Source organism: Chroococcidiopsis sp. TS-821 (assembly GCF_002939305.1).
In the GTDB taxonomy this organism is placed as follows: domain Bacteria; phylum Cyanobacteriota; class Cyanobacteriia; order Cyanobacteriales; family Chroococcidiopsidaceae; genus Chroogloeocystis.
The window spans coordinates 134,363-145,945 of record NZ_MVDI01000007.1 but is presented as its reverse complement, the minus strand read 5'-3'; the positions used below and the strand labels follow the sequence as shown (position 1 = coordinate 145,945).

Annotated in this window: 13 protein-coding genes; 7 read left to right on the top strand and 6 right to left on the bottom strand. The window is 44.0% G+C overall.

The window, feature by feature from the left end; all coding sequences use genetic code 11:
- Positions 1–11 precede the first annotated feature (11 nt).
- Positions 12–1,631 (top strand): bifunctional diguanylate cyclase/phosphodiesterase, encoded by a 1,620-nt coding sequence (locus tag B1A85_RS17280; protein ID WP_210404536.1) that lies wholly within the window; start codon positions 12–14, stop codon positions 1,629–1,631.
- A 379-nt stretch (positions 1,632–2,010) separates the two neighbouring features.
- Here the strand turns inward: B1A85_RS17280 and B1A85_RS24000 are convergent, their stop codons facing one another.
- Complete coding sequence (locus tag B1A85_RS24000) at positions 2,011–2,160, bottom strand: hypothetical protein (protein WP_168192422.1); 150 nt, start codon at positions 2,158–2,160, stop codon at positions 2,011–2,013.
- A gap of 11 nt (positions 2,161–2,171) precedes the next feature.
- Between B1A85_RS24000 and upp the strand changes: the two genes are divergently transcribed.
- The 3 genes from upp to B1A85_RS17265 all read left to right on the top strand — a co-directional run bounded on the left by upp (position 2,172) and on the right by B1A85_RS17265 (position 3,697).
- Positions 2,172–2,822, top strand: a complete 651-nt coding sequence (gene upp / locus B1A85_RS17275; protein WP_104547983.1) for a uracil phosphoribosyltransferase — start codon at positions 2,172–2,174, stop codon at positions 2,820–2,822.
- Positions 2,823–2,967: 145 nt separating this feature from the next.
- Positions 2,968–3,306: a hypothetical protein gene (locus B1A85_RS17270; protein WP_104547982.1), complete on the top strand. Its 339-nt coding sequence runs from the start codon at positions 2,968–2,970 to the stop codon at positions 3,304–3,306.
- 118 nt (positions 3,307–3,424) lie between these two features.
- Complete coding sequence (locus tag B1A85_RS17265) at positions 3,425–3,697, top strand: YggT family protein (RefSeq protein WP_104548071.1); 273 nt, start codon at positions 3,425–3,427, stop codon at positions 3,695–3,697.
- 15 nt (positions 3,698–3,712) lie between these two features.
- Here the strand turns inward: B1A85_RS17265 and B1A85_RS17260 are convergent, their stop codons facing one another.
- Entirely contained in the window at positions 3,713–4,144 is a 432-nt protein-coding gene (locus tag B1A85_RS17260; RefSeq protein ID WP_104547981.1) for a hypothetical protein, read from the bottom strand.
- A 133-nt stretch (positions 4,145–4,277) separates the two neighbouring features.
- Here B1A85_RS17260 and B1A85_RS17255 point away from each other — a divergent pair, with 133 nt between their 5' ends.
- Positions 4,278–4,898: a hypothetical protein gene (locus B1A85_RS17255; RefSeq protein ID WP_104547980.1), complete on the top strand. Its 621-nt coding sequence runs from the start codon at positions 4,278–4,280 to the stop codon at positions 4,896–4,898.
- A gap of 23 nt (positions 4,899–4,921) precedes the next feature.
- Here the strand turns inward: B1A85_RS17255 and B1A85_RS17250 are convergent, their stop codons facing one another.
- Positions 4,922–5,785: a shikimate dehydrogenase gene (locus tag B1A85_RS17250; RefSeq protein WP_104547979.1), complete on the bottom strand. Its 864-nt coding sequence runs from the start codon at positions 5,783–5,785 to the stop codon at positions 4,922–4,924.
- 112 nt (positions 5,786–5,897) lie between these two features.
- On the opposite strand from B1A85_RS17250, the gene B1A85_RS17245 reads away from it, so the two are divergent.
- A complete protein-coding gene (locus B1A85_RS17245) occupies positions 5,898–6,827 on the top strand; it encodes an alpha/beta fold hydrolase (protein ID WP_104547978.1) in 930 nt (309 codons plus the stop codon).
- A gap of 442 nt (positions 6,828–7,269) precedes the next feature.
- On the opposite strand, the gene B1A85_RS17240 is transcribed toward B1A85_RS17245, so the two are convergent.
- Both B1A85_RS17240 and B1A85_RS17235 read right to left on the bottom strand, forming a co-directional pair.
- Positions 7,270–8,232, bottom strand: coding sequence for an aldo/keto reductase (locus B1A85_RS17240; RefSeq protein ID WP_104547977.1), 963 nt, complete (start codon positions 8,230–8,232; stop codon positions 7,270–7,272).
- A gap of 118 nt (positions 8,233–8,350) precedes the next feature.
- Positions 8,351–9,046: a diacylglycerol/polyprenol kinase family protein gene (locus B1A85_RS17235; protein WP_104547976.1), complete on the bottom strand. Its 696-nt coding sequence runs from the start codon at positions 9,044–9,046 to the stop codon at positions 8,351–8,353.
- Positions 9,047–9,107: 61 nt separating this feature from the next.
- Here B1A85_RS17235 and yidD point away from each other — a divergent pair, with 61 nt between their 5' ends.
- A complete protein-coding gene (gene yidD, locus B1A85_RS17230; protein ID WP_210404534.1) occupies positions 9,108–9,323 on the top strand; it encodes a membrane protein insertion efficiency factor YidD in 216 nt (71 codons plus the stop codon).
- A 5-nt stretch (positions 9,324–9,328) separates the two neighbouring features.
- Here the strand turns inward: yidD and B1A85_RS17225 are convergent, their stop codons facing one another.
- Entirely contained in the window at positions 9,329–11,464 is a 2,136-nt protein-coding gene (locus tag B1A85_RS17225) for a serine/threonine-protein kinase (RefSeq protein ID WP_104547974.1), read from the bottom strand.
- Positions 11,465–11,583 lie beyond the last annotated feature (119 nt).

The window sequence follows — 11,583 nt, the reverse complement described above, 5'->3', positions numbered from 1 at the left end:
AGGGTAAGATCGTGGTAATTGCCTTTATCGGCACGCATATACCGCTTTTATCTTTACTGATTTATTTCGTTTACTCAACATCTTTTGCGCTGCAATTAAAGTTGCACATTACGATCGTTGCCCTATTAGCAACTCTAATTGGTACAGGACTAACACTATACGCTTTACATAATTTACTCGCACCAATATCGCTGACCTTTTTAAGTTTAAGAAAATACTTACTGCACGGACAACTACCAAATTTGCCAACAGAATTTACCGATGAAGCTGGGATTTTGATGGCAGATACAGCACATACGCTGAAAAAACTCGATCAAGTCATCAACTACATGGCAAACTACGATGACTTAACAGGATTGCCAAACCGCGATTTATTTCGCGATCGCTTGCAACAGGCAGTAGCACAAGCCCAAAATAGTCACCAGATGTTGGCGGTTATTGTACTTCGCTTAAATCGCCTCAAAAATATTAACGATACATTAGGCTATCAAGCGGGTGATGCTCTACTACGAAATGCGGCTCAAAGGTTTATAAGTTGCATGAGTGACAATGACATTCTGGCACGCTTTGGCAGTAACACGTTCGCGATCGTGCAAACTCACCTGCGCGCTGTTGACGACATTGTCACCCTAGCTGAAAAACTATGTCATGCGATTGCTAAACCTTTTGCGATCGCCCAGCACGAAATCACGACTGGCGCTAATTTAGGAATCGCCATCTACCCCAATGACAGCACAAGTGTCGAAAATCTTATCAGCTATGCTGATACAGCCATGCATCAAGCACAAAGGCAAGGGTCAAACTATCAGTTTTATTCAGCCGACATTAATAACAGTTTACAAGAACGACTAGCATTAGAAAATGAACTCTACTACGCGCTTGATCGCGGAGAACTCCTTTTGCACTATCAACCGCAAATTTCCTTGCACACCGGACGGATCATTGGTGTAGAAACACTGATTCGCTGGCAAAACCCCACACGCGGCTTAGTTTCTCCAGCTAAATTTATTCCAATTGCTGAAGAGACTGGCTTGATTGTGCCAATTGGTGAGTGGGTGTTACGTACTGCTTGTGCGCAAAGCCTTGCATGGCAAGCCCAAGGATTTCCAGCATTGAAGATGGCAGTTAATTTATCAGCGCGTCAATTCAAGCAACAAAATTTAGTCGAAACCGTAACTCAAGTTCTCAATACAACAGGGTTAGATCCCAGTTACCTTGAACTCGAACTCACTGAAAGCTTGATGGTTGATAACATTCAACAATCAATAAGTATCATGCAACAATTGCACAGCATGGGAATTGTGCTTTCGGTTGATGACTTTGGTACGGGTTATTCTTCGTTAAACTATCTCAAACGATTTCCGATTCACACGCTGAAAATCGATCGGTCTTTTGTACGCGACTTGGTAGTAGACTCGGATGATGCCGCAATTGTCGATGCTATCATTTCGCTCGCGCATAGTCTCAACTTAAGCGTGATTGCCGAAGGTGTCGAAACCCAAGAACAATTAAATTACCTGCAAACTAGAGGGTGTGACGAAGTGCAAGGCTACTACTTCAGCCGCCCTCTTCCTGCAAATTTCTTTACTCAATTACTACAGGAGGGTAGGACTTTAACCTTAGCCGTTTGAGCTGCAGATGCTTAACTCATTACCGCCGTTATCAACTTTCCAGCCTTGATTGTAGAATTAGCTTTGGCGTTTGACGCGAAGTTCTTTCTAAATTCTTGCAAAAATTTCTCACGGTTTTGTCAGACTTCTCAGGCACGGGGTAATTTTAAGTTTGGCAGCCAAAGGTTGATAGAGTTTCAAAATCGCAGCGAGCGCCTTCTTTAGCGCTTTCAGCCCTCCAAAGCCATCATCCCATCAATCGCATAGATTTTCTGCCCGTTCACTTTCAAAAAAAATAGGGATCAGTCTGCTACTGCTGACCAACCCCGTCTGCCGATCTTTAAAAGAGAGGAGAACACTGAATGTCACTATAAACTTGATTGATAAATGTTGTCAATAGTTAATGCAAATTATTTTCAACAGTTTGAGAGTTCTTTTGTCCAGCAGCTACGACTTTAGCGATTTTTGCAGCAGTCCGAGTCGTATGACCTCCCCAGCCGCGCTGGAAGAGAGTATGATGATGCAGACCAGTAATGTACCTACCAGTCATTTGATCGAGCTATGACGCTGCAATTGCGTGTTTATGTTCCACCCCATCCATTAATTAAGCATTGGTTAGGCGTTGCTCGCGATGCAGCGACGCCGTCGGTTCTATTCAAAAGCGCCATGACAGAACTAGGGCGCTGGTTGACTTATGAAGCCGTGCGAGATTGGCTACCAACGCAAGAAGTAACTATCGATACTCCGTTAGCACCTGCGCCAGCCACGTTAATTAATCCTGAAGTTCCGATCGCCGTTGTTCCAATTTTACGCGCTGGATTAGCTTTGCTCGAAGGCGCGCAAACGTTGCTACCATTAGCATCAGTCTATCACTTGGGTTTGGTACGCGACGAAACAACTTTAGAAGCTAGTTGCTACCTAAATAAACTTCCCGAACGGTTTGCCCCAGAAACGCGAGTTTTAATTACTGAGCCAATGTTGGCGACAGGAGGCTCGATTATGATGACCTTAGCCGAATTAGAAAAACGCGGAGTCGATCCAAGTTTGACGCGGATTATTTCCGTCGTTGTTGCTCCTCCAGCATTGCAAAAAATCGGTGCAGCTTATCCTGGATTAGTGATTTACACAGCAACCGTCGATGAGTTTGTTAACGAACAAGGCTTTATTGTTCCTGGATTAGGCGATGCAGGCGATCGCACGTTTGGAACATAATGTTAGGGTCAGAGGTCAAAGTGACGATTTTGACTACTGCTACAAAAGCCTTTACCCAGAAAAGATTAATCTAGACTCTCCACACAAGGCTACATCGCCTACCATTTGAATAAGCAACAGCGCATTCCAAGAGGGCAAGATCGACATGAATCAGCGTGATGGGTTTGTTAGTGGTTTTCTAACTGGCACAATCGTAGGAGGAATCGTAGGAGGTGTGATTGGCGCTTTGTTAGCTAGCCAAAATGCTAACTATGAAGTAACGGGAGAATTCTCCGAAAAGCGCAACTCAAAACTATCAGACAACAATCGTCTTAAGCGTCGCCAAATCAAAGCGGCTTACTCGGATCAGAGTATTGAAACTGCACGGCGTAGTTTAGAAGATAAAATTGCTCAACTCAATGAAACAATTGATGAAGTCCGCCTCACCTTGGGACAAGTCAACAGCAATCAGCCCGATAGCGAGCGCTCGCCCCAAGACTCATAGCAACACATTATTGGCGGATCTTTCTTACTAAAGATCCCAAAAGAGCTAATATCGGCTAAATTAAAATCATTCTTTGTTGAAGTACAATTTAGTAACTCACTCTCGATCTATGAGTTCCATTTACTTACTGACAAATACGCTAGTTACGTTTATTACAATTTATACTTATATCATCATTATTCGGGTACTCCTTACCTGGTTTCCCAATATTGACTGGTATTCGCAACCTTTTGCTGCAATTAGCCAAATAACCGATCCTTATCTCAACCTGTTTCGCTCATTCATTCCTCCACTAGGTGGAATTGATATCTCACCGATTTTGGCTATTTTACTATTACAAGTAGCAGGAAGCCTCATCGGTGGTTTGCCAGGAGCATTTGCTTACTACTAAGCTGGGTTACTGAAATTACCGTCGGACTTGACCGCTAAAACCGGCTGCCTTAAACTGCTTTAGCTTTAAAGGAGTAGGCTGATTTGCCGGTACAGAAATTCTTAGTTCAAAATCACTAACACCTGGTGGAACTTCGGCAATCGAACCCAAGCGAGTGCGGTTTTGCATAACGGGTTCATTGTTAGCGTCGTAGATTCTGCCAAAAATATCAGCGTCGTAAACTGGTTTATTAGAAGCATTTTCGGCCTTTCCAGTAACAATAAAGCAGTTGGCTGCCATTGTAGTACCACCACTCGTTACTGCTCCTTCGGCGAGTTCTTGAGGACACTCGTGATACGTAAGATTAGAGAGTTTGATTTGAGTGAGTGCTAATGCTGGGGGACTCCACAAACAAGTAGCGATCCCAATCAGACAAGTTAAGAGGAGAACAGTAAAACCACGATGCATAAACAACAACACTAAACACTAAAAGTAATTGTGACCAACCTCAGCTTAAGCTGAGATTTTCCAAGGGACAAGCGTTTTAAAAGTTTTGTATTCAGGTTTTATCGTAAAATAGGGAATCGCGACTTAACTTGCTATGAACCCTGCAGAGCTCGAAGCAACCCTGCAAGCAGCATTTAGAAACTGTGAAGCAGCTGGCTGCGCTCTCACAGAACAGCAAAAAGAAATTATCATCCAAGCGATCGCCTATCAGCAAAATTCAGCTGACACCCTTCTCGATGGAACTGCGACGAATCCCTTACAAGAACTCACCGCCGAAGAACGTCGCAGCTTTTGGGAATATATTAAAGAACAACAACAACAAGATCGCGATTGGAAGATTCAACTGTTGAATGATTGGTTAATGAGTCGCGATTCAGGAAAAGTACAGTTTATCCGCGATCGCTACGGCTTGCAATGGCTCAATCGCATCAAACCCGTTCATATTGCCGAGTATGCTGAAAGTGAAGCGCAAGAAGCTTTAAGACTAAAGGTTGGCGATCGCATTGAAGTATCAAATGGCTTATGGGAATGGGTGCAAGAAACAGGTCCGTGTCAGCGCGAGTGGTATAGCTGCACTGTATTGCAAATCAAAGAAGCATGCGAAGGAAATCATACTACAACGAGCTGTATTGTTCGCTTAAGTAATGGTGCAGAGTACGAAATTCAAGGCGTGTACAGTTGGAATCGCTATAATTGGCGTTGGCCACAAGCGTGAACGAACTAAGAGGTCAAACCTCGTTACTCCCGCTGTAGTTGCTGATGCAATGCTTGACGCATCACCTCGACTGGTACAGGTTGTTTTAACCAAATTTGTAGCGCTGCGGCTCCTTGTTGAACGAGCATTTCGCGTCCATCGATGGCGATCGCGCCTTGTTTTTCTGCTTGTTGCAAAAACTCGGTAGGACTGGGAGTGTAAATTAAATCGTATGCGATCGCTTCCGGCGACAAAAGCTTCATTTGTGCATTACTTAATGGTGAGGCTTCAGCGTGCGGATGCATTCCTACAGGAGTCGTATTGACTAATAAGGTTGCTTGCGGAATCAATTGTGGTAGTTTATCCCAAGCATGAACTTGCAGTTTACTGCTGATATCCGCATCGTTCCAACTAGCGTAAAACTGCTGTAGCTTTTGCCAGTTACGACCAATAATATGAATTATTGGGCAACCTAGTTGAGCGCACGCAGCTACGACTGCCCTCGCGGCTCCTCCATAGCCTAAAATTACTGCTACAGCACTACACCAATCGCGATTTTGAGCTTGTAGCGGAGCCAAAAAACCTGCAATATCCGTGTTAGTACCTGCCCAAGCATCGCCTTGACGCCAAACTGTATTAACAGCTCCTACTGCTTGAGCTACAGGAGATATTTCTGACAGTAAAGGTAGAATTGCTTGCTTGTGCGGAATTGTAACATTAAAGCCTGTGAAATTAATTGCTGCCAACCCAGCTATTGCCGTTGCTAAAGCTTCAGGTTTCACTGATAGTGGCAAATAAACATAATCAAGTCCCAAATGCGCGATCGCAGCATTATGCATCGCTGGCGACAACGAGTGTTCTACTGGATGTCCTATAACGCCAAGCAGTTGAGTTTTTCCTGTAATCACTTACCAATACCCAAACCAAATTTCTGACCCCTGACCTCTATTGAGCTACACGCTCACATGCCATAACGCTCTGCGATAGAATTATTAAAGTAACTTAACATTTATTGAGATTATGCAGGCGACTCCAGCTGCTACTAGCTCGATTCCTGGCGCATATAGGCAGTGGCGAGGACAGTCAATATATTATGTGTGCGCCGGACAATCCTCAGAGCATCCTCCATTATTATTAGTACACGGATTTGGCGCTTCAACCGACCATTGGCGCAAAAATATTGCTGGGTTATCGCGTGATTTTGAAGTATGGGCAATTGATTTATTAGGTTTTGGGCGTTCAGCTAAACCAAAGTGGCAATACAGCGGAGATTTATGGCGCGATCAGCTATACGACTTTATTCAAGAAGTCATTGGTCAGCCAGTCGTGTTAGCAGGTAACTCTTTGGGCGGGTATGCGAGTTTGTGTGTTGCAGCCCAGCGACCAGACGCAGCCGCAGGATTAGCCTTACTCAATAGCGCAGGTCCTTTTAATGAAGATCGACCGACTGCTGAATCGGAAGCTGTACAATCTGAAATTCAACCACCAAAACAGCCCGACTGGGTACAACAATTTCTGCAAGAGTCAGCAAAATGGTTCTTTCAGCAACCTTTAGGGCGTTTTTTACTGTTTCAGTACATCCGCCAACCTTGGGTAATCCGCCAAACTTTAGAAAAAGTTTATCTTGATAAAAGTGCGATTACAGACCAGCTTGTGGAAGACATTTATCGTCCCTCGTGCGATCCTGGTGCGGTTGATGTTTTTGCCTCGGTGTTTAGTACTCCTCAAGGAGAAAAAGTTGATACGCTGCTACAACAGCTAAAGTGTCCGTTACTGCTTTTATGGGGAGAAGCGGATCCTTGGATGAATGCAAGAGAGCGATCGCCTAAGTTTCGCAAGTACTATCCACAACTAACAGAATATTTCTTACGCGCCGGACATTGCCCGCATGATGAAGTACCAGATCAAGTTAACTCGCTTTTAAAAGAGTGGGTACTCTCACTAACCTAACCGCCACGTTAAAACAATTTGGGTCTAGCCAAGAACAGATTGACTAGACCCTTGAGGAAATAAGACTCAACTTCTTCAAATTGAATTTGGAATTAAAGAGATTAAGTAGAAAAACTAAGGTTTACGAGGTTTGCAACTCCAGCATAGAAGTGTCATTCCAGACCTAGGTTAGGCTTTACCTGTTTAAGGTGTGTTGCCTCTAAAGCTATGCTTGGTATGTGCTAATAGTAGTTCTACGACAGGAGACACCGCGCCGAGAACTTTTTAGATTGATTTATATCTATCCGGTGTCTTAATACTTAAGTTATCACGCGATTCTCACATCGCCACTAGTGATTTACTCAAGTTTAAAAGTCTTTGAATTTCGCAACAACAGCCAACAACTTAGCAACATACCAATCACCTTCATATTTCTAAATCCCCCAATCTGCGACCTCTGTTCCTAAAAATTCCACATCACTGGGTTTTCATCAAGATGATCGGTAACAATGCGACCAATAGCATCAATTTCAGCTAATTCTTCAGAAGTGAGTTTGACTTCTGCTGCTTTAGCGTTACCCACAGCTTGTTCAGCATTTCTCGCACCAACGATCGCTTGGGTTTGGGGCTGCGCAATCAACCACGCAATTGCTAAATTTGCTAGCGAAATTTGATGACGTTCAGCAATCGGACGCAGTTTTTCTAAAGCTTGCTGCGCTCGTTCGTAGTTTTCTCCTTGAAATAGCTTATTTTTTGCGCGATTATCTTGGGGGTCGAATTGATGTCCGCGACCAAATTTCCCTGTCAATAATCCTTGCGCCAGCGGAGAATAAGCAAGAATCGAGATATTATTCTCAATACAGTACGGCATCACGTCTTTCTCGACCCAACGCCAAAATAGTGAATAAGGAGGTTGAATACTATCAATGCGTCCATACTGCGCGGCTTCTTCTAACTGGGCGCGGGAGAAGTTAGACACTCCGATCGCGCGAATTTTACCTTGTTGCTTTAATTGATTTAAAGCACGCATTGTTTCTTCAATCGGCACGATTTCGGTATTGAAAGAACCTGAAGGCCAATGAATTTGGTAAAGGTCGATGTACTCAATTTTTAGGTTTTTCAGCGAGCGATCGCAAGCTTCGAGAACTTGGTCATATTTCAAGTGATTGGCAAAAACTTTTGTAGCGTAAACGATTTGCTCGCGTGGAACATCAGTTAGGGCTTGCGCGATGACTTGTTCGGAGTGACCATTACCATACACTTCTGCCGTGTCGATTGTCGTAATTCCCGCATCAACCGCAGCGCGAATTGCCTTGATACTTTCTTCATCCTCAATGCCAACCCATTGTTTTTGACCTGCTTGCCACGTTCCCAGCAAAATCGGAGTAATTTGAATATCAGTTGTGCCTAAGCGTCGCTTCTCCATTTCCACCTCCTAGTGTTCTTTGTTTATTGTGCAATGCAGTTGGGTAATGGGTAATAGGTAACAGGTGGTATATTTATACGATTACCGATTACCAATGACCAATTACCAGTTACTTAACCTACAGCAACTGAGTCAAAGCAAAAGCGATCGCGGCGCTACCAAGAGGAACAGTCAAATTATCAATACCAAATTTCGAGAAAGCTTCTAAACTTGTCGCCACGAGGGCAATAACTAGCGAGATCAACCAAGTTTGCCAAATGCTACCTTGGACGCTTAGCAAAATCAGGCTACTGACGATGTAACTGACAGCAGCCATTGCTAAAGAACCTTCCCAGCTTTTTTGAATTCCCCAAACTTTGTAGCGATGATTACCGAATCTTTGACCAACTAATGCTGCTAACCCGTCGCCCCACGTCATTACCAAAATGCCTAAAGCGGCGTATTGCGGTTGTTCGATAGACCAAAACCAGGCGATTAAGACACCAATACTTACTGCATAAAAAAATGTTCCTAAGCTTTGACGTCCCACGCTGTTAATTCCAGGTAACAGCGGAAATTTGTACGATAGCAGGGTAACGATGCTCGCTACAATTGAAGCCCCAATACCTACACTTGCAGGAATATTTAACCACCAAGCAAACAAAATGATGTTACCGGTACCGATGTGCACAATTTTACGCGTGATTTCTGAGTCGGCATTTGTGTAGCGATTAGCAATTAATGCTATTGATAAGATTGTACCGATCCACGTTCCTACAATAATAATCTGCTGCCATACATCTGGCACCGATTCTAACCAGGTTAAAGTAAGCAAGGTCTTGACTTAAGCTGAACAGAAGTATTCTTGTAACACTCTATCGAGAATTGGCTCTTTGATGAAACGTCTGATTCTTTTCTTAATTCGCGGCTATCGGATTTTAATTTCACCGCTGTTTCCTCCTAGTTGCCGCTTTCATCCTACCTGTTCGCAGTATGCAATCGAAGCCATCGAGCGCTTTGGAGTATGGCACGGCGGAATTTTGGCAGTGCGACGAGTGTTGCGCTGTCATCCTTGGCATCCAGGTGGTTACGATCCAGTACCAAAAAATTAACTTTATTAGGGTATGGTTTTCGTTGTCCAACTATACGATGGTTTAGCAGGAGTCGCGGGACGTGGTTGAGTCGCTGCGGGACGGCGAACGGTTCTTTGTGGTGGTGTTCGGTTGACAGTGCGTGGCTGCACGCGTCTTGCTGGAGTCTGCCTTGTCGGAGTAGTGACGCGTTTTACTGTAGAAGTTGCAACAGTGCGTCTTGGGGCTGGTGTTGTAGATTTAGGCTTTGCGATCGCCGTCTTCCGAACAACAGGTGTTGTTTTCTGAGGAGGGGTGGTTGTGGATTGGTTAGCAACAGTAGTTTTCTTAACTTCTGCTAGCTTCGATTCGGCAGTTTGAATAATCGGCTGTGTTTGTTGTTGCCAGTAAACAGTATCTAAAACTTTATTGGCTTCGGCAATTGCTTCTTCCCATTTTTCAGCTTTTAAAGCCTTTTGTGCAGCTTCAACGTGTTGCGTGTTACTTTCCCATTCGCTATTCCATTGCTTGATGGATGTCTGCGCTTCTAGGTAGACAGGACTTAAGTTAGGAATTTGCTGGGCAATTGCGATCGCTTGTTTGAGATCGCCTGATTGATATTCGTTTGTCGCCGTTTCGAGTATACTATTCGACCACTGTGCAATCAGTTGCTGCACATTTTGATAAAAAGGCGCAGACGATGGAATTTTGTTGGCTTCCATTATCGCTGCACGGAAGTTACGTTCTCCAGCAAATCGAATTGCTTGGGCAATTTGGCACTCGTGTAAAATTGATTGCGCATCTGTTGTGTAGTCGCTAGGTTCTGCTAATAAGGTAGAAGCTTGGTCAACGCACTCTTCGTACCTTCCTTCGGCTTTGAGAGATTTCATGTGCTCTAAAGGTCTAGAAACACTGGGACGCGGTTGCCAGTAAATTGCATAACCTGCAACTAAGCTGAGAATGATCGCGGTAATGCCCGCACCAATCCTAATTTTGTGTTGACTCGGCGCTGCATCACTCGTGTCTTTGACGTGACTGCTGACAGGTGGCTTTACAGAGGTCTTTTTTACTGAAGAAGCTGTTTGTGGTGTAGCAATAGTAGGCTGGCTAGACGTTACTTGAGGCGGTGTAGGTATCAGATCGCTCGTGGGGGCGAGCAACCGCGGAATTTGACCTCCTGTATAAAGCTCGGTAGAACCTGCTAAAGTTACTGGAATGACGCGCTGAGATTCCGCGTTTGCTGTATTATCTTCGGTAAAAATGATGGTGCTGTGTGACGGACTCGGTAAAGGTACTTGTTCAAATATTAAATTGGTGGGATGTTCTACTGCTGGTAAATTGATGCGCTCTAAATCTTGCAAAACTTCGCTTGCAGTTTGGTAGCGATCTTTAAAGTGGTAGCGCACCATCTTGGAGAGGATACTAGCCAGCGCTGGGTTAACGTCGGCTGCTGCGTGTAGCCACAAAATTTCGCCAGTATCGATATCTTCTTGAAAACACATCGGACTAAGTCCAGTAAGCGCTTGAATGCCAATAATTCCTAGTGCATAAATATCACTATTCGGACGCGGTCTACCTCGTCCTTGTTCAGTTGGCATATATCCCGGAGTACCAATACCAATCGTTGCTGGACTACCCAAGGCAAAACTTGTTTTTGTTTGCCCGTATGCTGTTACAACTTGCGTCCATGCTTGCTTTACCGAACCAAAATCAACTAAAACTAATTTGCCGTCTTCATGGCGTCGAATTAAGTTGTTTGGCTTAATGTCACGATGAATAACTCCTTGGCTGTGGACGTATTCTAGAATTTCTAAAACTTCCCGCAACATCTGATAGACTTTGGCTTCACTCCAGCGACTATCTCTTTGTAATGCGGCACTTAGAGGATGACCTTGAATAAAGTCTTGGACTAGATAAAATTCTTCGTTTTCTTCAAAATAAGCGAGTAATCTAGGTATTTGATCGTGATTTCCTAACTTTTCTAACGTTTGAGCTTCCGATTGGAAGAGACGTCGCGCATTTTCTAAAAAACTAGAATTACTGCTAGTAGGCTTGAGGTGTTTAACAACACATTTAGGATGACCAGGGCGGTGTATATCTTCAGCAACGTAGGTTTGACCGAAGCCCCCAGTTCCTAAAATATCTACAATTCGGTATCGCCCACCGAGCAATTTACCTATCATCGCTTGACTCTCCCCAAGAGTTGAATTGCCTTGGTAAAAGTTACAACTACATCGTCACTTTTGCCAATTTGAATTCATTTAGCAGCTTAGATCTCAGTTTAAACAAATTAAAAAATAGT

Bases quoted from the DNA above. Each gene is read 5' to 3' on its own strand.
- B1A85_RS17255 (WP_104547980.1), top strand. From the start codon at position 4,278: ATGAACCCTGCAGAGCTCGAAGCAACCCTGCAAGCAGCATTTAGAAAC.
- B1A85_RS17245 (WP_104547978.1), top strand. From the start codon at position 5,898: ATGCAGGCGACTCCAGCTGCTACTAGCTCGATTCCTGGCGCATATAGG.
- B1A85_RS17225 (WP_104547974.1), bottom strand. From the start codon at position 11,464: ATGATAGGTAAATTGCTCGGTGGGCGATACCGAATTGTAGATATTTTA.
- yidD (WP_210404534.1), top strand. From the start codon at position 9,108: ATGAAACGTCTGATTCTTTTCTTAATTCGCGGCTATCGGATTTTAATT.
- B1A85_RS17240 (WP_104547977.1), bottom strand. From the start codon at position 8,232: ATGGAGAAGCGACGCTTAGGCACAACTGATATTCAAATTACTCCGATT.
- B1A85_RS24000 (WP_168192422.1), bottom strand. From the start codon at position 2,160: ATGACTGGTAGGTACATTACTGGTCTGCATCATCATACTCTCTTCCAG.
- upp (WP_104547983.1), top strand. From the start codon at position 2,172: ATGACGCTGCAATTGCGTGTTTATGTTCCACCCCATCCATTAATTAAG.
- B1A85_RS17260 (WP_104547981.1), bottom strand. From the start codon at position 4,144: ATGCATCGTGGTTTTACTGTTCTCCTCTTAACTTGTCTGATTGGGATC.
- B1A85_RS17270 (WP_104547982.1), top strand. From the start codon at position 2,968: ATGAATCAGCGTGATGGGTTTGTTAGTGGTTTTCTAACTGGCACAATC.